At 67.2% G+C, this 20829-nt stretch carries 29 protein-coding genes and 1 pseudogene; 16 read left to right on the top strand and 14 right to left on the bottom strand.

All coding sequences use genetic code 11. The features are described 5' to 3' along the window. Positions 1-146: 146 nt before the first annotated feature. From ACWDKQ_RS29190 to ACWDKQ_RS29200, 3 genes are read right to left on the bottom strand one after another with little or no spacing between them, the layout of a single operon-like run. On the bottom strand, positions 147-446 hold the full coding sequence (locus ACWDKQ_RS29190; protein ID WP_450141983.1) for an amidohydrolase family protein: 300 nt from the start codon (positions 444-446) through the stop codon (positions 147-149). Next, positions 425-634 (bottom strand): hypothetical protein, encoded by a 210-nt coding sequence (locus tag ACWDKQ_RS29195; RefSeq protein WP_450142011.1) that lies wholly within the window; start codon positions 632-634, stop codon positions 425-427. Before ACWDKQ_RS29195 ends, ACWDKQ_RS29190 begins: the two co-directional genes overlap by 22 nt. Beyond that, on the bottom strand, positions 547-1062 hold the full coding sequence (locus tag ACWDKQ_RS29200) for a MerR family DNA-binding transcriptional regulator (protein ID WP_450141984.1): 516 nt from the start codon (positions 1060-1062) through the stop codon (positions 547-549). The genes ACWDKQ_RS29195 and ACWDKQ_RS29200 overlap by 88 nt, the downstream gene beginning before the upstream one ends. A gap of 122 nt (positions 1063-1184) precedes the next feature. Here ACWDKQ_RS29200 and ACWDKQ_RS29205 point away from each other — a divergent pair, with 122 nt between their 5' ends. The 6 genes from ACWDKQ_RS29205 to ACWDKQ_RS29230 all read left to right on the top strand — a co-directional run bounded on the left by ACWDKQ_RS29205 (position 1185) and on the right by ACWDKQ_RS29230 (position 4635). Then, the gene (locus ACWDKQ_RS29205) at positions 1185-1523 is read left to right on the top strand and encodes a hypothetical protein (protein WP_450141985.1); all 339 of its coding nucleotides are present in this window, start codon (positions 1185-1187) and stop codon (positions 1521-1523) included. A 37-nt stretch (positions 1524-1560) separates the two neighbouring features. Continuing rightward, on the top strand, positions 1561-1887 hold the full coding sequence (locus ACWDKQ_RS29210) for an L-rhamnose mutarotase (protein WP_450141986.1): 327 nt from the start codon (positions 1561-1563) through the stop codon (positions 1885-1887). Continuing rightward, positions 1884-2873 (top strand): aldo/keto reductase, encoded by a 990-nt coding sequence (locus tag ACWDKQ_RS29215; RefSeq protein WP_450141987.1) that lies wholly within the window; start codon positions 1884-1886, stop codon positions 2871-2873. The genes ACWDKQ_RS29210 and ACWDKQ_RS29215 overlap by 4 nt, the downstream gene beginning before the upstream one ends. Positions 2874-2981: 108 nt before the next feature. Continuing rightward, the gene (locus tag ACWDKQ_RS29220) at positions 2982-3815 is read left to right on the top strand and encodes an NAD(P)H-binding protein (protein ID WP_450141988.1); all 834 of its coding nucleotides are present in this window, start codon (positions 2982-2984) and stop codon (positions 3813-3815) included. Positions 3816-3884: 69 nt separating this feature from the next. Further along, a complete protein-coding gene (locus ACWDKQ_RS29225; protein ID WP_450141989.1) occupies positions 3885-4049 on the top strand; it encodes a hypothetical protein in 165 nt (54 codons plus the stop codon). Between the two features lie 10 nt (positions 4050-4059). Next, a complete protein-coding gene (locus tag ACWDKQ_RS29230; RefSeq protein WP_450141990.1) occupies positions 4060-4635 on the top strand; it encodes an arginase family protein in 576 nt (191 codons plus the stop codon). Here ACWDKQ_RS29230 and ACWDKQ_RS29235 read toward each other — a convergent pair. Further along, on the bottom strand, positions 4588-5154 hold the full coding sequence (locus ACWDKQ_RS29235) for a hypothetical protein (protein ID WP_450141991.1): 567 nt from the start codon (positions 5152-5154) through the stop codon (positions 4588-4590). The two genes, ACWDKQ_RS29230 and ACWDKQ_RS29235, sit on opposite strands and share 48 nt — an antisense overlap. Before the next feature lie 972 nt (positions 5155-6126). Here ACWDKQ_RS29235 and ACWDKQ_RS29240 point away from each other — a divergent pair. From ACWDKQ_RS29240 to ACWDKQ_RS29255, 4 genes and pseudogenes are all read left to right on the top strand, one after another. Next, complete coding sequence (locus ACWDKQ_RS29240) at positions 6127-6579, top strand: L,D-transpeptidase (protein WP_450141992.1); 453 nt, start codon at positions 6127-6129, stop codon at positions 6577-6579. Positions 6580-7483: 904 nt separating this feature from the next. Next, a complete protein-coding gene (locus ACWDKQ_RS29245; RefSeq protein ID WP_450141993.1) occupies positions 7484-7810 on the top strand; it encodes a hypothetical protein in 327 nt (108 codons plus the stop codon). Beyond that, on the top strand, positions 7807-8235 hold the full coding sequence (locus ACWDKQ_RS29250) for a DUF3558 family protein (RefSeq protein WP_450141994.1): 429 nt from the start codon (positions 7807-7809) through the stop codon (positions 8233-8235). The genes ACWDKQ_RS29245 and ACWDKQ_RS29250 overlap by 4 nt, the downstream gene beginning before the upstream one ends. Before the next feature lie 420 nt (positions 8236-8655). Continuing rightward, a pseudogene (locus ACWDKQ_RS29255) lies at positions 8656-8810 on the top strand (helix-turn-helix domain-containing protein); the annotation flags it as partial. A 47-nt stretch (positions 8811-8857) separates the two neighbouring features. Here ACWDKQ_RS29255 and ACWDKQ_RS29260 read toward each other — a convergent pair. Further along, complete coding sequence (locus ACWDKQ_RS29260; RefSeq protein ID WP_450141995.1) at positions 8858-9538, bottom strand: MmpS family transport accessory protein; 681 nt, start codon at positions 9536-9538, stop codon at positions 8858-8860. A gap of 376 nt (positions 9539-9914) precedes the next feature. After that, positions 9915-10115, bottom strand: a complete 201-nt coding sequence (locus tag ACWDKQ_RS29265; RefSeq protein WP_450141996.1) for a hypothetical protein — start codon at positions 10113-10115, stop codon at positions 9915-9917. 425 nt (positions 10116-10540) lie between these two features. Here ACWDKQ_RS29265 and ACWDKQ_RS29270 point away from each other — a divergent pair, with 425 nt between their 5' ends. The 3 genes from ACWDKQ_RS29270 to ACWDKQ_RS29280 all read left to right on the top strand — a co-directional run bounded on the left by ACWDKQ_RS29270 (position 10541) and on the right by ACWDKQ_RS29280 (position 11282). Further along, positions 10541-10849 carry a recombinase family protein gene (locus ACWDKQ_RS29270; protein WP_450142009.1) on the top strand — a complete coding sequence of 103 codons (309 nt, stop codon included), beginning with the start codon at positions 10541-10543 and terminating at the stop codon, positions 10847-10849. Then, on the top strand, positions 10780-11058 hold the full coding sequence (locus ACWDKQ_RS29275; RefSeq protein ID WP_450141997.1) for a zinc ribbon domain-containing protein: 279 nt from the start codon (positions 10780-10782) through the stop codon (positions 11056-11058). Before ACWDKQ_RS29270 ends, ACWDKQ_RS29275 begins: the two co-directional genes overlap by 70 nt. A 68-nt stretch (positions 11059-11126) precedes the next feature. After that, on the top strand, positions 11127-11282 hold the full coding sequence (locus ACWDKQ_RS29280) for a hypothetical protein (protein ID WP_450141998.1): 156 nt from the start codon (positions 11127-11129) through the stop codon (positions 11280-11282). A gap of 252 nt (positions 11283-11534) precedes the next feature. Here the strand turns inward: ACWDKQ_RS29280 and glpK are convergent, their stop codons facing one another. Both glpK and ACWDKQ_RS29290 read right to left on the bottom strand, forming a co-directional pair. Then, on the bottom strand, positions 11535-13040 hold the full coding sequence (gene glpK, locus ACWDKQ_RS29285) for a glycerol kinase GlpK (RefSeq protein WP_450141999.1): 1506 nt from the start codon (positions 13038-13040) through the stop codon (positions 11535-11537). Positions 13041-13072: 32 nt separating this feature from the next. Next, positions 13073-13819, bottom strand: coding sequence for an MIP/aquaporin family protein (locus ACWDKQ_RS29290; RefSeq protein WP_450142000.1), 747 nt, complete (start codon positions 13817-13819; stop codon positions 13073-13075). A 450-nt stretch (positions 13820-14269) separates the two neighbouring features. Between ACWDKQ_RS29290 and ACWDKQ_RS29295 the strand changes: the two genes are divergently transcribed. Together ACWDKQ_RS29295 and ACWDKQ_RS29300 are read left to right on the top strand one after the other, a co-directional pair. Beyond that, positions 14270-15097 carry a DeoR/GlpR family DNA-binding transcription regulator gene (locus ACWDKQ_RS29295; protein WP_450142001.1) on the top strand — a complete coding sequence of 276 codons (828 nt, stop codon included), beginning with the start codon at positions 14270-14272 and terminating at the stop codon, positions 15095-15097. Beyond that, positions 15097-16932 (top strand): glycerol-3-phosphate dehydrogenase/oxidase, encoded by a 1836-nt coding sequence (locus tag ACWDKQ_RS29300; RefSeq protein WP_450142002.1) that lies wholly within the window; start codon positions 15097-15099, stop codon positions 16930-16932. Before ACWDKQ_RS29295 ends, ACWDKQ_RS29300 begins: the two co-directional genes overlap by 1 nt. Before the next feature lie 90 nt (positions 16933-17022). Here the strand turns inward: ACWDKQ_RS29300 and ACWDKQ_RS29305 are convergent, their stop codons facing one another. From ACWDKQ_RS29305 to ACWDKQ_RS29330, 6 genes are all read right to left on the bottom strand, one after another. Continuing rightward, the gene (locus ACWDKQ_RS29305; protein WP_450142003.1) at positions 17023-17820 is read right to left on the bottom strand and encodes an ESX secretion-associated protein EspG; all 798 of its coding nucleotides are present in this window, start codon (positions 17818-17820) and stop codon (positions 17023-17025) included. Beyond that, a complete protein-coding gene (locus ACWDKQ_RS29310; RefSeq protein WP_450142004.1) occupies positions 17817-18668 on the bottom strand; it encodes a PPE domain-containing protein in 852 nt (283 codons plus the stop codon). Before ACWDKQ_RS29310 ends, ACWDKQ_RS29305 begins: the two co-directional genes overlap by 4 nt. 5 nt (positions 18669-18673) lie before the next feature. Beyond that, positions 18674-19048, bottom strand: coding sequence for a hypothetical protein (locus ACWDKQ_RS29315; RefSeq protein WP_450142005.1), 375 nt, complete (start codon positions 19046-19048; stop codon positions 18674-18676). 321 nt (positions 19049-19369) lie between these two features. Beyond that, positions 19370-20023, bottom strand: a complete 654-nt coding sequence (locus ACWDKQ_RS29320; RefSeq protein ID WP_450142006.1) for a DUF3558 domain-containing protein — start codon at positions 20021-20023, stop codon at positions 19370-19372. A 46-nt stretch (positions 20024-20069) separates the two neighbouring features. Next, the gene (locus ACWDKQ_RS29325) at positions 20070-20447 is read right to left on the bottom strand and encodes a DUF1707 SHOCT-like domain-containing protein (protein ID WP_450142007.1); all 378 of its coding nucleotides are present in this window, start codon (positions 20445-20447) and stop codon (positions 20070-20072) included. A gap of 134 nt (positions 20448-20581) precedes the next feature. After that, the gene (locus tag ACWDKQ_RS29330; RefSeq protein ID WP_450142008.1) at positions 20582-20704 is read right to left on the bottom strand and encodes a hypothetical protein; all 123 of its coding nucleotides are present in this window, start codon (positions 20702-20704) and stop codon (positions 20582-20584) included. A gap of 26 nt (positions 20705-20730) precedes the next feature. Between ACWDKQ_RS29330 and ACWDKQ_RS29335 the strand changes: the two genes are divergently transcribed. After that, a partial coding sequence (locus ACWDKQ_RS29335) for a Type 1 glutamine amidotransferase-like domain-containing protein (protein WP_450142010.1) occupies positions 20731-20829 on the top strand: 99 nt, incomplete at its 3' end.

Below are 20829 nucleotides of genomic sequence, written 5' to 3' on the forward strand. Positions count from 1 at the left end.
TCCACGACCGAACACCCTGTCAGAGCCCTCGATCGGGCAGACACAGGCCCGGCCGATCAACTCACCTATGCCCATGTGCGGATGACGGGGCTAGCCGAGGTATCTAACGGACGCGGCGAGCCATCCGGGCCGCGCCACATCCACGATCAGCCCGCCGTGACGCTTGACCACTTGGTCGGCGACCAGCACTGTGTCGACGTTGCTCGGAGTGTGCCGCGAGCATGAAGCGCTTCGGCGCATGCGGTGAGCGGCGAGAGGTTCACGTCATCGGCCCTCGGCAGCACCAAGTCGGCTTTCTTGCCCGGCGTCAGCGAGCCGGTGCGGTGTGCCACGCCGCAGGCAGCCGCACCATGAGAGGTCGCCCAAGACAGAACCTCCCTTGCGGACAGTTGCCGTCCTGCGGACGACCGGTGCGCCGCGACCGTCATCCGCAGCTGCGTGAACATGTCACCTGCCCCGGCGGTTTCGCTGTTTCCGCGGTGAGGGTTGGTGCCAGGCCGGCGTGCAGCAGGCGTTCGATCGGCGGCAGGCCGAGCCCGTGCGTGGTCAGATCGATCTGAGGCGCGATGGAGATGCTGACGCCGTGGTCGACCGCGAGCTTGAGCTCGTGGTCACCGTGGCGCGAGGCGTGCACGAGGGTGAGATCCCGCCTGAGCAGGCCCGCTTCGTCCAGCAGGATTTCCGGTGTCGGTCGATGGCGTGCTCTCCGGCCCGCATCAGGTCCAGGCACTGGCGCAGCGTGCGGGCGGTCATCCCGGTCTGCCACATCCGGTTCAAGAACGCCACCTGGGCGATCGCCTGTTCGCCATAGCGCCGCCGTCTGGCGGCGTCCCGCCCGACGGGGCCGAGCAAACCCACGCGCTCGTAGTAGTGCAACGCGTTCGCGCCCACGCCGCAGCGCTCGGCGACCTCTCTTACCTGCAAGAAGTCTAAGCCGTCACGGTAGGAGTTCGCGCGCGGGCCAAGCCAACGATCCGTGCCGCCGGCCGAACCGCACCCGGCGCCCGGAGAACGAGGGATCTTGGAATTCGCGGTTGCGGTAGCTATACCTGGGGGACACACCCGTTTGCCGGGAGGAGCGGACGTGCCTGAAGCGAGGTGGACGTGAAGCCAGCGACGATCACCGGTCTGCGGACCTACGACATCCGGTTCCCACCTCCCGCGAGCTGGGTGGCTCGGACGCGATGAACCCGGGCCCGGACTACTCGGCGTCCTACGTCGTGATCCGCACAGACGCGACCGACGGCCCGCAGGGGCACGTCTTCGCCTTCACCATCGGCCGCGGAAACGACGTGCAGACCGCGGCGATCAGGGCGCTGGAGTCCGCACTGGTCGGTCACGCCGTAGAGGAAATTCTGGACGACCTCGGCGGAATGTGGCGGGAGCTGGTGCTCCATGCGCCGGGTCTTCGACATCAACGTCCTGGGCATCGTGCGCACGACCCGACCGTGCATACCGGGCCTGCGCAAGTCCTCGGCCCGGGGCCACCACCGGCACGGCACTGGCGGTGGACGTTGGGATGAAAGCCTGTTACTGCGGAAGAAAAGAAGGGACCTGGAGATGCAACGAATCGCCTTACACACCGAGCTCAAACCTGGCAAGGAAGCCGAGTACGAGCGGGTGCACGCGGTTATCCCGGCCGAACTCGACGCGGCGCTGCGGGCTGCGGGCGTGCACAGCTGGCGGATCTGGCGCGACGGCCAAGATCTTTTCCACGTGGTGGAGGTCGAGGACTACCGGGCGATGCGGAGTGCCTTGCGCGACCACCCCGCGAACGTCGTCTGGCAGGCCACGATGTCCGAGCTTCTGGCCGTCGAGGACGACTACTCGGGCGCGGACACCGGGTTGAAGCAGGTGTGGGAGTTACCCGGGAGCCACGGCGCATGAAGTCGGATCGGCTGGGTGGGTCCGAGGTTTCGGTCTCGGCTCTGGGGTTCGGCGGCTCCGTGATCGGCAACCTGTACCGCGCGATGGACGAGGACACCGCGCTCGGTGCGGTGGATGCGGCGTGGGGCGCAGGTATCCGGTACTTCGACACCGCTCCGCACTACGGGCTCGGACTGGCCGAGCGTCGGCTCGGTCGAGCCCTCGCCGGGCGCGCGCGGGACGAGTTCGCCGTGTCCACCAAGGTCGGCAGGCTGCTTGTGCCCGATCCGCGAGGCGCGGGGCTGCAGGACGACGCGGGTTTCGAGGTTCCCGCCGATCACCGGAGGGTGTGGGATTTCAGCGCGGACGGGGTGCGGCGCTCGTTGGATGAGAGCCTGCGGCGGCTCGGCCTGGACCGCATCGACTTGGTGCTGATCCACGACCCGGACGATTACTGGGCGCAGGCCGTCGGCGAGGCGTACCCGGCCTTGCACGAGTTGCGGGCGCAGGGCGTGATCGGCGCGGTCGGGGTCGGCATGAACCAGTGGCAGATGCTGGAGCGGTTCGCGGCGGAAACCGATGTGGACGCGGTGCTGCTCGCAGGCCGGTACACCTTGCTCGAACAGTCCGCTGTGGACAGCATGTTGCCGACGTGCCTCCGGCGCAACGTGTCGGTCCTCGCCGCCGGCGTCTTCAACGGCGGTGTGCTGGCCACCGACGAACTGGGGCAGGAAGCCATGTACGACTACGCCCCGGCCGCGCCGGAACTGCGAGCGCGCGTGGCCCGCATGGCGGAGGTGATCCACCGCCACGGCGTGAGCGTCCCGCAGGTTGCGATGGCCTTCGCCGCAGAACATCCTGCGGTCGCGAGTGTCGTGGTGGGGGCCCGGTCGGCCGAGGAGGTCCGGGACAACGCCGAACTGTTCGATCGATCGGTGCCGGCGGACTTGTGGCGCGACCTGATCGCAGCAGGACTGCTCCGGCCTGGCCTGCCACTACCCACCTGATAGCGGCTCGAAGCCGACATCGGGAACGAACCGCTCGCTCGATTGACTTCGAGTGCGCTGGAGGTCCTAGCGTGGAGATGATCATTCAGTGAGCTGAGAGGATTCTCCATGACCGTGTTGGTGAGTGGCGCGACCGGGAACGTAGGCCGTCGTGTGGTCGATCGTCTGCTGGCGGCCGGAGCGCCGGTGCGGGCGCTGACCAGGCGGCCGGAAACGGCCGGGCTGCCTGGCGGTGTCGAGGTCGTCGGTGGCGGCCTCACCGAGCCGGATGTGCTGGCGAAGGCGCTTGCCGGGGTCGACCGCGTCTTCCTGTTCCCGGTGCCCGAAGGCGCCGGGACGTTCGTCGAGCAGGCGAGGGCAGCCGGCGTCCGACGTATCGCGCTGCTGTCCTCGAAGGCGGTGGAGTTCACCGACCGCAATCCGATCGGCGAGCGACACCGCGTGCTCGAAGAGGCGGTGGCGGCGGGCGGCTTCGAGTGGACCTACCTCCGGCCCGGCCCGTTCTCGACGAACGCCCTGGCCTGGGCCAAATCGATCCGCGCCGAAGGCGTCGTCCGCGAGCCGTACGGCGATGCGCGGCAGACGCCGATCCACGAGGACGACATCGCGGCAGTGGCGGTGACGGCCCTACTGGAGGAGGGGCACTCAGGGGTGGCCTACCCGCTGAGCGGGCCGGAATCCATCACGGTGGGCGAGCAGGTGCAGGCGATCGGCGCCGCGATCGGCCGGGAGATCAAGCTTGAGGAGGAGACTGCTGAGCAAGCCCGCGCCCGCTGGGTCGCCGACGGCGTTCCGGCGGGCGTCGCGGACTCGCTGCTCTCCTACCGGCAGCAGAGCGCGCAGAACCCGGAGGTGCCGGTGCGGACGGTCGAGCAGGTGACCGGGCGTCCCGCGCGCACCTTTGCCCAGTGGGCCGTCGACCACGCCAACGACTTCCGTTGATACGGAACGGAAAACCGGTCGCCGATTTTGCCCGGGAACCCTTAATCTCTGGCCATGGCGATTGTTTCGGTGGCTTACCACCTCGATGAGCGACTGCCGGAGCCCGGTCTTCCGCTGCCGCCCGACGTCACGGCAGTGGAGCTGCCGCTGCCCGACGGCGACGTGTGGCAGCGCCTCGGAGTGCTGTACCCCGCCGTCGCGGACGAGGTAGCTTGTTGCCGTCGACCGAGGTGAGGTTCCGGCCGTGGTGTCCGGGGACTGCATGGTTTCCCTCGCCGTTGTCGCCGGGCTGCAGCGGACGGGGACCGATGCGTCGATCGTCTGGTTCGACGCGTACGGCGACGTGCAGACCCTGGAGACCACGGAATCCGGTCGCGTGGGCGGAATGCCGCTGCGGATCGCGGCCGGCTACCGCCCCGAGCTGATCGCGGACGGGCTCGAGCTCCGCCCTCTGCCGGAGAGCCGCGCATTGCTGGTGGACGCCCGTGAACTCGACCAATCCGGGGCCGAGTACCTGGCGACGGCTGAAATCTTCCGGTGCGACGTTGGCGAGATCTCCGAGGCGGCCCTCCCGGACGGGCCGCTCGTCCTGCACATCGACCTGGACCTGATCAACGCCACCGACCTGCCCGGCATGAGCTTCCCGGTCGCAGGGGGACCGAGCTACTGGGCGGTGCTCGACGCAGTCCGTCGAATGGTGGGCACCGGGCGAGTCCGGGCATTCGATATCGCCTGCACCTGGCGCCCCGATGAGCACAACGACGAAGCCAGATCACGAGTGCTGGCTGACATGCTGGCGGCGAGCAACGCGCCGCGCTAGTCGATCTGCCGGGACAGCAACGATTTCGTCCGGCGCGACCACCGGTGCGACGTTGGCGAGATCTCCAAGGCCGGTGGTCCTGGAGAACGATCGCCGGACTTCCCGAAGCCGGAAATGCCACACCGCCCTGCCGCGACGAGTCGCCCCTCGACCGGCGCGCGGCGGTGCCATGAGCCGGGTGGTGCGATTCGGCAGGCACCACCCGGCCACAACGTCCAAGCCGAGGTGTTCGGCGGCTCGGCCCTTCTGGATGAGCACCACGAGACGAGCGGTGTCATGGCTGGAATCCAGCGCGAAAACGCCGACCCCGTCGACCACCGCGTCCGGGATCCGCGTGCCCACGGGCAGCGGCTTGCTGCCCTGCATGGTGACCGCGACCGGGGTCACCGGGTCCTCGTCGCTTTCGCCGTCGGCCCAGCCGTAGGCGAGGCCGTCGTCTCCGACGGAGACCAGCTTGATGTCCTTGGTGTTGTCGCTTTCGTCGGCGCAGGTCGCCTTGCCGGACTTCAGGTCGAACACCGCCCCGTCGGTGGACAGATGCTGCTCGCTGGGGGAGAGGACGATGCGGGCGTCGCCCGTCTCGTACTCGGCACATCGAAACTCAGGCCGCTGCTGACGTCCACGGAGCAGTCCACCTTCGCCTCGACCCGGCCGGTCGCGGCATCGTGCACCGCCACGATCTCTTTGTCCTCGTCGCCGTCCCTCCAAGCGGCGAGCACCTGATTGCCGACGAAGTCCTTGATCTCGCCGTTTGTCTCCCGATCTCGCTGAACAGGCTTTCCTCGACAACGACGGGCTCGATGCCGGGCGGCGCCATCTGCTCGCTCTGCCAGCCGCCGACATGCCGAAGCCGCCGGAGTACTTGTTCAGCACGGTTCCCGTCGGCAGCGGGACGGCCGGTTCGACCCAGTCGTCGTTGGTGGACAGCTCGGGGATTCCGGCAACCCGCTTGCGGGGACACCGCACGCGAGGGTTCCCGGCAACAACAGCGCAGCAGCCGCTTTCCCGGTCCGGTCCTCATCCACTTGCTTCCACGCGCGCCGATCCGGGCGGAACCCGCACAATCCGGTCCCGCCTAGACTCAGACAAATCCTCAGAATCTGAAAGTTTCAGGCAATCGGGATCCTGGGAGTCGAGTCGATCAAGCCCGATGCGCCCTGCCTGGCTTGATCGACGAAAAGTGGCGCCGTTCGGTTTCGCCGATTCGAGAACGGTTTGACCCGAGGTGTTCGTGGGGGGCGAACGCGGTTCGGTCACGTCGGGTGCGCGGCCGTGTACCGTGCGAAACCCGCGGTGGCAAGTACCGAGAGTGGCGTTTGTCACTCGATGTCGATTCGATGTTTTTCCCAGTGCATAAAGGCAATCGAGAAAACGCATGCTTCCCCTGGAGCGCTCGCTCGGGCGTGGCGTGACCCGTTCGCGGATTGGGCGCTGCATCGGTGTGTGGCGTCGTCGGGGAGGCAAAGCGATGCGCGAAGGCATGAGGAGAAGATGGGTATCAGAAAAGCGCCGGCGCTCACCGTGGCGGCCCTGGTCGTCGGCGGTGTGCTCGCGGGCGGAGTCGTCACCGCGCAGGCCACGGGCGGCAGTCCGAGTCCGTGCCGGGCAAGCGCCAAGGCGTGCGTGAGCCTGTCGACCAAGCAGGCCTGGCTCCAAAACAACGGGACCACCAGCTATGGCCCGGTCCCGATCACCAGCGGCAAGCCGGGATCGGAGACCCCGACCGGTGTCTTCCGGGTGCAGTGGAAAGACGCCGACCACCGCAGCAGCGAGTTCAACAACGCGCCGATGCCGAATTCGGTGTTCTTCACCTACACCGGCGTCGCCTTCCATGAGGGCAGCCTGCGAGCCCAGTCCAACGGCTGCGTGCACCTCTCCACGACGGCGGCGAAGCGGTTCTTCGACACCTTGAACCCAGGCGACGAGGTCCAGGTCGTCCCCTGACCCAGAACGGAACAAGGCGTATCGGCGGCGCGAGGTGTGACGTGGTTCGGGGCCAGTTCGTCCGTGCCGCGGGAGTAACCGGTCGATGACGCGTGGTGGGCGATGGCTTCTTTCACTCGAACGGGTGGCATATGCCAAACGGCATTTGTCTGAAACGCTGCCGTGTTTAGCGTGGAGGCACGCGAGTGACGTTCGCGGTCCGAAACCGAGCCGCCGATTTCGCAGGTCGATGGCTGGTCCATGGGCTGCGGTGTTTGGTCGACACCCCTAGGTTGGCCAGACGCCGCAGCCTCTTGGCGTGGCGCTCGTCAACGTCGCGCAGTTCGCAGGTGTGGCCTATGGTCGGCTGGTGCCGCTGGTCTGCCGCAAGAGCACCGACGGTGAAAGGCGGCGCAGCAACCCCTCGAGAATGGTTCCGAGTACAGGTTGTGCCGCCCGGCGGTCGCGCCTGCCGCCGAGGACGAGCCGGGTGGCCGGCATCGGCTGCGCGCACCGGTGGTGATGCGCGGCGACCTAGCCGACGACCTTGCGCTCGTAGAAACGCGGCTGCTGCCACCAGCCGAGGCCGGGTTGCCGTTCGGCGCCCTCGATTTCATGGCGTCCCATCGGTGGACGTTGCGCCATCGCCTTGTCGGACTTCAGGAGTTGTAGAGCTTGGCGGGAGCATCGGCCAACACTCCCGGCTGGTGCCCCCCGCCGACACCACGCTCGGACCCCGTCGGCCATGCCAACGAGGCTCGCCTCGGCGTGTCCGAAACCACCTCCGCCGGCGCTGGTTGATCGCTAGCATCCCCCTCGTTGGTCGACAAGCCAGGGATAGAGGCAGTCATGACTCAGGGTGGGTTCCAGGCGGCGGCGGAGGGACTGAACGCCATCCGCCAAAAGACCAATAGTTAACCAGCAGGTGAGCGCGGGCAATTTGTCGCTTACCCCCGAGGTAGCTGAGAAAGCCGCCAAACGCGTTGAAGACGAGATTCGGGAACTGGCCAAGCTGGTACGTGACGCGGACCAGATCGCTCAGGTGTCTGGGCTGGGCAACTACCCGGACGGCCAGCAGCTGACGCAGCGGTTTATGGACAAGGCTAACCATGGTGAGGCTGGCGCCGTCGCGCTGATTCAGCAGATGCAGGAAGTTCTTCAGGAACAGGCGGATGCCTTCCGGGCTGCTGCCAAGGACTACCTTGCTACCGACGACCAGATCGCCCAGGATCTACAGCGAGGTATCCAGTGACCCGGCGTTACTGCTTGTTGATCTCGGTAGCTTCCATGGCGTTGCTCGGCCTAGCCGCCTGCTCTCCCGGGAAGGCTCCAGGTGGCCAGCCCGGTGGCGGGGAGCCCACCACCAGTGCCAATGCGGGAGCCCCTGGGCTTAAGGACTTCGACCCGTGTGCGTTGTTCACCTCGGCGGACTTGAGTGCTGCGGGGGTCGGAGGGCACGGGGAGAAAGTCGAGCAATTTAGCTTCGAGCCGGGTTGCTCGTATGAGGGAGAAGACCGGCTCGTCACCTTGTACAAGAACGAGCAGGAGACCGTCGACAAGTACCAGACCGACGGCAAGTGGGACAGCTACGAAAAGTTCAACCTCAACGGGCGCACCGCCGCCCACGCCGTCGCGGGCTGGATCCTCCGGCCGCGGTATGTGCTCTGTCCTGGTTGACGCAGGCGCGGTGGGGTCGTTCAGATCAAGGTAAGCGGCATCACGAAGAACGATATTCCTGACCCCTGTGGAGAAGCGGAAAAGGTTGCTCGACAGGTTGAATCGAGGCTTCCCCAGTAGCGGCGTCTGGGCAAACGACGAACGCGCCCCCGCACCAGTGAAGGGCGGGTTCTAGCGATCCTCGCAACACCCTGGATTCGGGGAGTTGCGGGGATCGTGGTTTCTGAGGAGTTGAGGGTTCGGTTCTTCGAGGTGCTCGACCGGGAGTCGGGCAGCATTCTGGCCGCTGCCCGTGCGGTGGGAGTGAACCGGAACACGGCCTACGGGTGGGCGCGCAAGGCCGGCATCCGAGAGCAGGGAAAGGCCGGTCCTGCCGGGCACCCGGGGCGTCCGGCCTACGAGCGCCTTCGTGTATCGGGTGTGTCGCGGCGTGCTGCTGCCGCGCAGGTGGGTGTTCACGTGCGCACCGCGCAGGACTGGGATCGCGGCTGTGGCGCAAGCAAGGGCACGTGCGGATCCATGACAATGGTCGCAAGATCGACTATAAGAAAACGCTCGGCTGGAGAACCCCAGCCGAGCGTCTGCGTGATCTACTGACAACCACATAGGTCATCAGGTGTCGTCACCAGTTTTTGACGTCGCCGTTGCACATCACGACGCTGTACTGGCCGTTGCTGGAGGCTTCTTTGAGCACCTTGCCGTCAACGGTGATCTTGCAGGAGATCGTGCCGCTCCCAGAGTTCTGGGCGGACACCGAAAACACCTGGAATGCCTCGGCAGGCATGCTGATCTCCTTGCTGAACGGCAATGCGGCGTTCTGCTGCTGCTCCATGGACGTCATGCCATCGGTGGTGTAGGTGATGCTGAGCGCTTTGCCGGAGCCAGTCACCTCGTAGACCACTGTGCGCGTCTGCGCTGCGGCGTCGTCGGCCGGGGAATTGCCGGTCTGCGGCACTGCGGGCTGCCCCTGATTGAGCTGCTGGTCGAACTGCTGCATGTTCCGGTTGATGTCGTTGGCGGCCGAACCGAACGCCGCGGCCCAGAGGATGCAGACCACCAAGCCGATCGCCGACAGGACAGTGCCGGTGATCGCCAGGCCCTTATTGGTCGCGGCTCCCTTGTTGGCGCGGTTGATGCCGAGGATGCCGAAGATTAGCCCCAGGATCACCAGCGGCCAGGCGATGACGCCGATCAGCGGGATGAAAGAGAAGATCAGGCCGACCAGACCCAGGACGAAGCCTGTGGTTCCGAAGCCGTTGCGCGGCTGCGCGGGCGATGCGGACGGAATGCTCAAATCGGCCATCTGTGACATGGGATTCTTGCGGTCCTTTCAAGGCTGAGTAGGCGAGTCCCCGGTTTACCGCCGGGTTCCACACGCATGTACGCCAAACATGAACATTCGTTACAAACTTCACCCTCTCGACGTAACCGCATGTCAGCGAGGCCGCAAGCGTGTAATGTCCAAAATGTCGTTAGCGAAACGGACATTGACGGCTGAAAACGACGAAAGCTTCCCCGCGTCCGGTCAAGGGCGCGGGGGCGCTGGTTCAGGCGGCGCGGTGCCGCCCCGCGGGGGCGTTCGCGGAGCCCGGCGGGGTGTAGGTCGGCGGGCGGGCCGAGCCGAGCAGCACCCGCGCGATCGGTGCGGGCAGCCGCGGTTCGGCCCATCGCAGCAGGGCCTAGACCGCGCCGAGCACGAGCGGCACGACGAGCGTGGGCCCGGCGTCGCCGAGCGCGTCGATGAGCCAGGCGGTGGGCGCCGGCGCGACTTCCAGTACGGCGATGCGGGCGCCGTGGTCGCTGGCCGTGGTGTTGAGGTCGTTGATCTCCGCGGCGTTGGAGTTGGCCTTGTCGGTTGTGGCGTTGCACTGGTCGATCAAGGAGTTTGCTCGTTGGCAAGGGCTTTCGCCCCGGCGGTGACGTGCTGGATGGGCACAGGTGTCAGCTCCAGGACAAGGATTGGTCCCAGACGCCGTACTGTTCGGAGTCCCAGACCACGGCGCCGGGTGGAGTCCTGATAGGTGGTGGTGAACACCAGCGGGTCGGCGTCGAGGATTCGGGTGCCGGCGACCCGGAAGGCGGGCCAGTCGCCGTTGCTGCGAACCGGACGGGTTCGCCCCACACATTGGTGAAGTTTCGGAAAGTTCGGCCGAATGTTCGCCGCCGCAACGTTCGACTCGAACCAGGAAGGCGAGCAGTGGACGGATGCGCACGCCCGCCGTCGGTCGCTCGGCCTACCGGCCGTTGGTGGCAAGCGCTTCGGCTACCACTGGATACACGGAAAAGGGAGGAGGAACGATAAGAGATCAACCCCGAGCAGGCCGAGACGCTTGCATGGATGTACCGCGTCTACCTCAGTGGCAGCGGCGGTCCGGGTATCGCCCGTGAGCTCAACCGCCGCGGTATTCCCAACGATCGAGGGAAGCCATGGAACGCCAAGACCGTTCGCGACATACCCGACACCGGGTGCGGGGCCGGGCTCCTCAGGCGGGTACCTGTTGATGCCGACGGCAACAAGATCACCGCGCCGTTTCCGCAGATGCGGTGGGTCCTGGCGCGCACCCAGCCGTCAACAGGAAGCAGGAGTGGGAGCAGTACAAGCAAACTCGGTTGAAACGCGGCGAGCAGCACCCCAGGCGAATCGTCGCCCGCTACACCTTGTCGGGCTTGGTCCAGTGCGGAGACTGCAAGGCCGCGATGACGCGACGTGATCGAACCGGCAGTCGTGAACGACCGTATGTGCACCTAATCTGCTGGAGAAGCACCGGCACCGGCGGTGTTCGGATGGTGACCATTTCGAACACCGTGCCGTCAACGCCGTAAAGGAGTGGCTCACTGAGCTAGCCGACGACATCGGCGCAGCGGCTGAAAGTGCCCGTCAGGCCGAGCGGTTGCAGCTCACCACACGCGCTGCCGCTGAGGAATCGCAACACGAGCTCGACCGCATCGTGAAGCAGCTCGCAGCGCTGCGGCGGCACCTGATCGCCGAGCGAATGACCGAAGAAGAGTACGACCAGACACGCGCCGAAGTGCTACACGAGCAGTAGTCGGCAGCTGAACGGCTCGCCACGCCGGACAACAAGCCAAAAGCGACGATCCCGAACCTGCACGAACCATTGCACGGGGTCTGATCGAGGAATGGGACACGCTCCCAGTAACACGGCGACGTGACCTGCTCTCGCGACTCATTCGCAAGGTCCAGATCACGCCGCCGCCACGACGCTTCGGGCGCGCCGGGATCGCGATCATTCCGGTATGGCAGCCCGAGCTTGTCGTAGATTCACCGCAGCAGTAGGTCTTTAGGACACCCAGTCGAAGGTCTTCGTAACAGCTTTCTGCCACTGGTGGTACTGCTTTTCGCGGAGCTCTGTCGGCATCTGCGGATCCCACTGCTTGTCTTTGGCCCAGTTCGAGCGGATGTCCTCCTCGCTGGTCCAGAAGCCGACCGCGAGGCCCGCCGCGTAGGCCGCGCCGAGCGCGGTGGTCTCGGCGACCACCGGGCGGATCACCGGGACGCCGAGGATGTCGGCCTGGAACTGCATCAGCAGCTCGTTGACCACCATGCCGCCGTCGACCTTCAGTGACTTCAACGGCACGCCGGAGTCGGCGTTCATGGCCTCGATCACCTCGCGGGTCTGGAACGCCGTGGCCTCCAGCACCGCGCGGGCCAGGTGGCCGCGGTTGACGTACCGGGTCAGGCCGACGATCGCGCCGCGCGCGTCGGAGCGCCAGTGCGGGGCGAACAACCCGGAGAACGCGGGCACGAAGTACGCGCCACCGTTGTCGTCGACGCTGCGGGCGAGTTGTTCGATCTCCGGGGCGGTGGCGATGATGCCGAGGTTGTCTCGCAGCCACTGCACGAGCGACCCGGTGACCGCGATGGAACCCTCAAGGCAGTACACCGTGTCGTTGCTGCCGATCTTGTAGCCGACTGTGGTCAGCAGCCCGTTCTGGCTGATCACCCGCTCGGTCCCGGTGTTGAGCAGCACGAAGTTGCCGGTGCCGTAGGTGTTCTTGGCCTCACCGGGTGACAGGCAGGCTTGCCCGAAGGTGGCGGCCTGCTGGTCGCCGAGGATGCCGGCGATCGGGATTCGCGCGAATACACCGCGTTCCCGGAACTTCCCGTACACCTCCGATGAGGACCGGATCTCCGGCAGCATCGTCATCGGCAGCCCGAGCTCGGCGCAGATGCCGGCGTCCCATTCGAGCCGCTCCAGGTCCATCAGCAAAGTTCGGGAGGCGTTCGTCGGATCGGTGATGTGCAGGCCGCCGTCCGGACCGCCGGTGCTGTTCCACAGCACCCAGGTGTCCATGTTGCCGAACAGCAGCTCGCCCTTCTCGGCGCGCTCCCGGGCACCGTCCACATTGTCCAGGATCCACTTCACCTTGGGGCCGGAGAAGTAGGTCGCCAGCGGTAGGCCGGTCTTGCTCTGGTACCGGTTTTGGCCGCCTTCGCCGGATGCCAGGGAGTTGACGATCTCGTCGGTGCGGGTGTCCTGCCAGACGATCGCGTTGTAGACCGGCTTGCCGGTGGCCTTCTCCCAAACCACGGTGGTTTCCCGCTGGTTGGTGATGCCGCAGGCCGCGATGTCCGAGGACACCAGGTCGGCTTTGGCCAGCGCGCCCGCGCAGACTTGCCGGGTGTTCTGCCAGATCTCGTTCGGGTCGTGCTCGACCCAGCCGGCTTTGGGGAAGATCTGCCGGTGCTCCATCTGGTCGACGGTCACGACTCGGCCGGAGTGGTCGAAGATCATGCACCGCGTCGATGTGGTTCCTTGATCGATGGCGGCGACGTACGAGGCCATTTTCGTCCTACCTTCCTGAGTGTGGCGTTGGGTCAGCTGATGGGCAGTGCCAGCGCCAACAGGCCGGCCAGCACGCCACCGATGATCGGACCGGCGATCGGAATCCAGGAGTAGCCCCAGCCGGCGGAGCCCTTGCCGCGGATCGGCAGGATCGCGTAGGCGATGCGCGGCCCGAGGTCGCGTGCGGGGTTGATGGCGTACCCGGTCGGTCCGCCGAGCGAGTTCCCGATGCCGATCACGATGAAGGCGACCGCGGCGTAACCGAGCGCCGCGTTGCCGAACGACGGCACGCCGGGCGTTTCGCCGACACCCGCCTGCGGACTGAGGATGATCCAGAAGACCAGCACGAACGTGCCGATGATCTCGGTGATTAGGTTCCACGGCGCGTTCGGCACGGTCGGTCTGGTGGCGAAGACGCCGAGGGTGTTCGCCGGGTCGTCGTGGGTGTCGAACTGCAGCTTGTAGGCGGCCCAGCACAGAATCGCGCCCATCGTGCCGCCAACGAGCTGCGCGATGATGTAGACGGGAACTTCCGACCACGGGACTTGGCCGTTGGCCGCGAGCCCGAGCGTCACCGCCGGGTTGATGTGCGCGTTGGACGGCGCCGCAACGCTCGCGCCCGCGAAAACCGCGAAACCCCAACCGAAGTTGACGAGCAGGAAACCGCCTTCGTAGCCGCGGTTGTTACGCAGCACGGTGTTCGCTACGACGCCGCAACCTAACAGCGTGAGTATTGCCGTCCCCATCATCTCCCAGAGGAAGATCTCACCAAGACTCATTCTGCCGTTCCCCTCTCAATGCCGCCGTTGGCACAGGCGGGTTTCGTGACTGTCCGAGATGGAGTGAGTCGGGACGGTACTGCCGCATAGCAACACGTGTCCATGCATGCCGCCACTCGTAGGCAACAGGTTGGTCTGTACCGCCTAGTCGTGTGTATCGGCTGGTATTAGCGGAGCCCGAACCGTGATCGGTGATCTTGATCGAGGGGTGGCGAGGTGAGGAACGGCCTTGAGCGGTTCACCCGCCCAAGGGTGCCCCTCACCTCGGGCGTTCCCCAGGAACCGTTGCGCTTGCCAGGTCACACTAAGCATGTGAAAAAAAACGTTGCAAGACCCATCCCACGGTGTTTTTCATCAGTTAATATGATGGCATCGGGGTGACTTCGGGCCGCGCCGGACCGCGCGGGGGTCGTCGCAGACGCGATGACAAGGGATTTGAGGTGGACGACGATGTCCGGTCGACGCCCGTCAGGGAAGCAGCAGGACCGGCGGCACAAGATCACCGAACTGGTCATGGCGGAAGGCAACATGCGGATCGACGATCTCGTCGAGGCCGTCGGGGCTAGCGCGATGACGGTGTACCGGGATCTCGCCGACCTCGAATCGCAGGGCCTGGTGCACCGCAACCGAGGCTATGTTTCGGCGGCTTCTTCGCTGCTTTACGAGGCCGCGTCGGAATACCGTTTGCAGCAGAACACCGCGGAGAAGGAAGAGATCGCCCGGGCCGCGGCGGAACTGATCGAGCCGGGGCAGGCGCTGGTGCTCGACGATTCGACGACCGGCGTGTACCTGGCCCGGCTGCTGCCGGAACGCGCGCCGTTGACCGTCGTCACCAATCACCGCGGGGTGTTCGGCGAATTGGCCGGGGTTGCGGGCATCAGCCTGATCTGCGTGGGCGGCGACTACCTGCCGTGGGCCGACGCGTTCGTCGGCGGGATGGCCCTGGACGCGTTGCGGAACCTGCGCGTCGACCTGGCGATCATGTCGGTCTCCGCCGTGACCGACGGGATCTGCTGTTACCCGCAGCAGGAAATGGTGCAGATCAAGAAGGCCATGCTGGCCTCGGCGCGGCGGCGGGTGCTCTACGTCGACCACACCAAGTTCCGCCGGCGAGCGTTGCACGCGGTCGCTGCGGTCGAGGACTTCGGCGTCGTGATCGTGGATTCGCAGACGACGCGCGCCGATATCGAGGTCCTGCGCGACCGCGGTGCGCAGGTCGAGCAGGCAGGAAATGCGCGGGGTGCCGAACCGGGCGCGAAGGGTGCAGGTCAGGCATGATGTCCACCGCAGTCGGGACTGGCGCCGAGTCCGGGTTCCGCGTCGGCGGGGTGGTCAGCGGTGGGACGCGATTCGAGCGAGGAGGACGCCTGGTGGCCAAGGACAAAATCGAAACCGAGAGCCGGTTGAAGGGCACGTTGGGGCCCGCCGAGCGGGCGGAGAACTGGCGGCGGCTCGGTTCGGACGAGTTCGACGCAGTGGTGATCGGCGGCGGCGTGGTCGGTGCGGGTGCGGCGCTGGACGCGGCCACCCGCGGGCTGCGGGTGGCGCTGGTGGAGGCCCGTGACCTGGCGGCAGGTACTTCCAGCCGCTCCAGCAAGCTGTTCCACGGCGGACTCCGCTACCTGGAGCAGTTGGAGTTCTCGCTGGTCCGGGAGGCCCTCCGGGAACGGGAGCTGATGCTCACCCTGATCGCGCCGCATCTCGTGAAGCCGGTCCCGTTCCTGTACCCGCTGACCCACCGGTTCTGGGAGCGCCCCTACACCGCCGCGGGCCTGTTCCTCTACGACACGATGGGCGGCGCCCGGTCCGTGCCGGGGCAGAAGCACCTCACGCGCGCCGGCGCGCTGCGGATGGTGCCGGCGCTGAAGCGCAACGCGATGATCGGCGGCATCCGCTACTACGACGCCCAGGCCGACGACGCGCGGCACACCATGATGGTGGGCCGCACCGCCGCCCGCTACGGCGCCGTGGTCACGACGTCCACCCAGGTCACCGGTTTCCTGCGGGAGGCCGACCGGATCGCCGGGGTCCGGGTGCGCGATGTGGAGTCCGGCGAAGAGGTCGAGGTCCGCACGCAGGCCGTGATCAACGCGACCGGGGTGTGGACCGACGAGCTGCAGAAGCTCTCCGGCGGGCGCGGGCGCTTCCGGGTCCGGGCCAGCAAGGGTGTGCACATCGTGGTGCCCCGCGACCGCATCGTGGCCGAGTCGGGCATCATCCTGCGCACCGAGAAGTCGGTGCTGTTCGTCATCCCGTGGGGCAACCACTGGATCGTCGGCACCACCGACACCGACTGGCACCTCGACCTGGCACACCCGGCGGCCACCAAGAAGGACATCGACTACCTGCTGGAGCACGTCAACTCGGTGTTGGCGACGCCGCTGACCCACAACGACATCGAAGGCGTTTACGCCGGGCTGCGGCCGCTTCTGGCAGGGGAGAGTGAGGAAACCTCGAAGCTATCCAGGGAACACGCGGTCGCGCGGGTCGCGCCCGGGCTGGTGGCTATCGCCGGCGGCAAGTATACGACGTACCGCGTCATGGCGGCCGACGCCGTGGATGCCGTCGCGCCGGACATCACTGGGCGGATGGCGTCGTCGATCACCGACCGTGTGCCGCTGCTCGGCGCCGACGGGTACCACGCGCTGATCAACCAGGCCGACCAGTTGGCCGCCGCGCACGGGTTGCACCCGTACCGCATCCGGCACCTGCTGGACCGCTACGGTTCGGAGATCCACGACGTGCTCGCCCTCGGCGAGGAGCGGCCCGAGCTGCTCAAGCCGATCCCGACTGCGCCGAACTACCTGCAGACCGAGGTTGTCTACGCGTGCAGCCACGAAGGCGCGCTGCACCTGGAGGATGTGCTGACCCGGCGCACCCGGATCTCCATCGAATACGCGCACCGCGGCGTGGAATGCGCCGAACCGGTCGCGCGGTTGATGGCCGAGGTGCTCGGCTGGGACGACGCGCGCGTGGCCCGCGAGGTCGAGGTGTACGCCAAGAGGGTCGAGGCGGAGCGGGATTCGCAGACGCAGCCCGACGACCAGGCGGCCGACGCGAAGCGCTCGGCGGCCCCGGAGGCGCGGGAGCGCATCGTCGAACCGGTGGTATAGGCATCTTCGGTGCTGCGGCGCGGTCGGTGCCCAACAGGCGCGGGCCGTGCTTTTCCTTTCGGTGAAACGCAAAACAGGCCGTTCCGTGGGTCACGGCTCTGCGGTCACCTCGGCGAGCAGCTCATTGACGTGCCCGATCAGGCGGCGGGTGTCGACCGGTGCGACGGTGCTCCACATTTCGCCGGATGGCGACTCCCGCCGCAGCTGGGCGTACCGGCCGTGCGCGGTGTCGAAGAAGCCGATGACCCGACCGGCTCGGACCCGGCGACCGAACCGGTTGCGGGCGGCGGCGCCGAACTGTCCGCGCGCGTCGACCCCGGCGGCCATGCTCATCAGGATCTCGGCGTCGTCCGGGCGGATTCCCCGGCGCTGCAACGCACTTTGCAGCTGCTCGACGTTGTCGCCCGCATCCGCGGCAGCGCCGTCGAGATCGCCGCTGCGCACTGACACCGAACGGCCGGGGCCAGGCGGGAGCGTCGGCAGCACCGAAACCGCTTCTCGCGGCAGCCCGCTCGCCGCTGCCAGCCGCAGGCCGAAGGTGTCCCCGTCCTTCACGACCAGCACCGCGTGCTCGGATTCCGCATCGGAGGCCGCGAGCACCCGAACGCTGCGCCGCAACCAGATCCGCCCGTCGACCTCGCGGCAGGGGCGGGCTAGCAGCCGCAGCATCCATTCGAGTTCCGGATCGAGCCTGGTCGGACGGCCGAGTTCGCGGGAGCCCAGCGATCGCCACGCCGATTCCACCAGTTTCGCGCGTTCGCTGTGGGTGCGCCCGGGTGACGGGATCTTGAGGACCAGTGGCATGGTCTCCAATCCGAGGTGCTCGATGAGCACGTCGAACTCCAGTGCAGACAGGTGGAGCTGGCGGCCGGTGTCGGTGACCGTCATTGTCCGGGCTCGCCGCCGATCACCGGGCGGGACAACGTCTGCGGCTCGTCGAAGAACCCGCCTTGGCGGCCGACCTTTTCGGTCACCTTCTGGTCCACCGCGTCGTCGCGGTCCTTGCGCGCCCATTTGCCCGGAGAGCGCCCGTCACCGCCGCGTGACGATCCGCCGACACCCCGCCGCCCCGGTCGCTGCTCGGGGACCCGCGCGGAAAGTGTCTTCGGCGTCGAGGGAACTCGCGCCGCGGGCACCGAGGTGGCGCCCCAGCTGATGGTCACGTTCTGCTGCCTGGCGGAGACGTCGCCGCTGATCGGGGCGTCGACCACCACCTGGGGTGGCTGGGTGAACGACGCCAGCGATGTGGTGTTGGCCTGTGTCGAAGCCTCGTACGTGCGCATCACGTCGAAGGCCCGCTGTTCGGCGGCGTGCTGCTTGGCTTCCTGCAGCTCGTAGTCGGTTTGCCCGCCGAAGAGGTGCGTGAGCAGCGTTTCCGCGGTGCTCGGTTCCTCGGTGGTGATCTGCACTGGAGGCGGCATGTCTTGGCGGGCCTTGCTGATGAACTCCGCCTGCTGCTCGGCCCGGTCCCGCATCACGGTGCTGGCTTGCTGGGCTTGGGCCGCCCAGTTGCCCAGCGGGCGCAGCCCGTCGTGGGCGCTGTCCGCGGCGATGCCCTGCCAACCAGCCATCGCCGCCGACACGGCAGCGGCCAGCCCGGCGTCGATATCGCTCAGCACGCGGGTGAGTTCGCCCCACCGCCGGACGCTGTCGATCGAGCCGTCGGGCCCGGGGCCCTCGTTGATCTGCGCGAACAGCTCGGGGTGGCGGTATCCCTGCCAACGGTGATCGCTCATCGGGATCAGCAACCTCCGCCGATGCCCGCAGCGCTGTCGCCGTCGATCCGTTCGTACTGCCGGCTGGCGAGCCGCAGCGACTCGGCGGCAGCCTGCAGTTGGTCGCGGTAACCGCACAGCGCGGTCAGCGCGTCGTCGTCGCCGCCGACGGAGCGCCGGTTGAACTCCTCGGCCGCGTCGGTGCTGATCGGATCGCCGGCCCAGGGCCGGATGCGCAGTTCGGTGATGGCGTGCTCGATCTGCAGGCCGACCGCATCCAGCGATTCCTGCAGCGCGTTCACCAGCCTCGGAATGGAGGCGGGCTCGACTTGCACCGAGCCCCCCGACGTTCCGGGCAGGGCTTCGGTCGAGCTGTCGCCCCACGGAGCAGTGAGCGGCACGTTTTCCCCTCCCACAGGTAAGGGCCCAGGTGGCGGGTGCGGGCCCTTGTGCCTGAACGCCCGGGAGGTCCAGGGCGGCGTGGCCCTGGCCGGGTGTTCGCGGGCACCCGGCGAATGCGGGGACCCGAGCGCTCAAGCTACTAAACGTCCGCCGAACACTGTAGTCAGCAATCATCACGCTGGGGAGTGCTCCATACGCGGTGAGTATCACTCTGGTGGTTGCTCAGCGTGAACGTCAGAGGTCCGGATGGGCGTCCAGTGTCACTCCGTGGAGTCAATTACGGCGAAATTGTTGATCCGAGCGGGTTATGGTGTCGTGTGTTACTGCGGCTTGGTGGTCTGGGGCGCGGACGGTTTCGTCGAGGACGGTTCCGGTGCGGCCAGGCTCGCCAGGGCGTCTTCGGCGACCCGCCGGGCCCCGGCGCACAGCTGGTCGACCGGTGGTGGCGGCTGGCCCCCGTCGTCGCGGTAGAGGACGTCGAGGTGCTGGCCTTCGGCGACGTCCACCGCGACGTTGCAGGACAGGTCCAGTCCCGGCGTTTTGATCACCAGCGCCGGGAAGCCGCCGATCACCACGGGCGAGGCCTCCACTTGCGCGGTGTCGTCGGTCCACACCCCCATGCTCTCGGTAGTGATCAACGCCAACCTGGCGCCCACTTTCGCCGTGGTGTTGCGGTAGCTGCAGGTGGCCGCGTCGCCGAAGCCGACCTCGGCGCCGGGCAGCGGCGCCCGGTCGAAACCGAGCTGGTTGCGCTGGTTGGCGGTGAGCAGCCGGCACGGGTCCACCCCATCGAGGGCGAGCTCGAAGGGCCGTGGCGGCGGGGGAGCGCTCGTCGTAGGCAGTGGCGGCGGCAGCGGGGCTGCGGTGTCCGATGTCCGCTCTGCCTGCCACATGCCACACCCGGTGAGGGTGAGCGTGCCGACGGCGAGCAGTGCGCTCAGCCGTCCCGCCCCGGTGATCCGCGAGCTGTGCATGACCTCACCGTAACGAAACGTGGTCGATCGTGACGGTAGGCGTCGATCAACGGCGCCAGGAGAGCCAGAAGACGGCGATCAGCGGGATCAGCAGGATCGGGGCCAATTGCCGGGCGACCACGACCAGGAAGATGACCAGGACGGCCGCGCAGATGGCCAGAACGATCTTCCCGGCGGCTGGGGGCATCGCCGTTCGGGTGGCGGGCGTCTGCTGCGGCTGGGCACCCGGCCGCGGCTCGGGCAGGTCCTCGAACAGCGCGTTCAGTTCGGAGCGGAACCGGGCGGTTGCGACCTGCTGGCAGCGCTCGTCGTATTCGTGGACGTCGAGGCGTCCGGCGGAGAAGTGTTCGCCGAGCAGCCGCATCGCGCTCTCCCGCTCGGGATCGCCGATCCGGAGGTCCTTGCCCCGTCGACCGTTTTCCACACCCCCATCCTACGGTCGGCGGACCTCCGATCGGGTCCCTCGCCACGAGGTTCCGGGGTCCGTGAACCGTCCGCGAACAATGCGAGAATCCGGTGTTCAACGCGGTTGAACACCGGCTCCTCGGCAGCGTTGGGTCAGACCTTGACCAGGTTGTTGTTGTTGTCGAGCAGCGGGGTACTCGGCTTGGCCAGCACCTCGTCGTTGAGCAGGCTCTCGCTGCGGGCCACCACGACCGGGACGACGATCTGGCCGGACATTTTTTCTTAGACCCTGTACCGGTCACATTGGATCACGCCTCGAAGCCGTCCGCGGCGGCACGCCTTACATGGGCGCGAGCGCGGGCACCAACATGGCCTGCCCCAGCCTGCGCACCAGCAACGAC

This window comes from Saccharopolyspora sp. NPDC000995, from assembly GCF_053599315.1.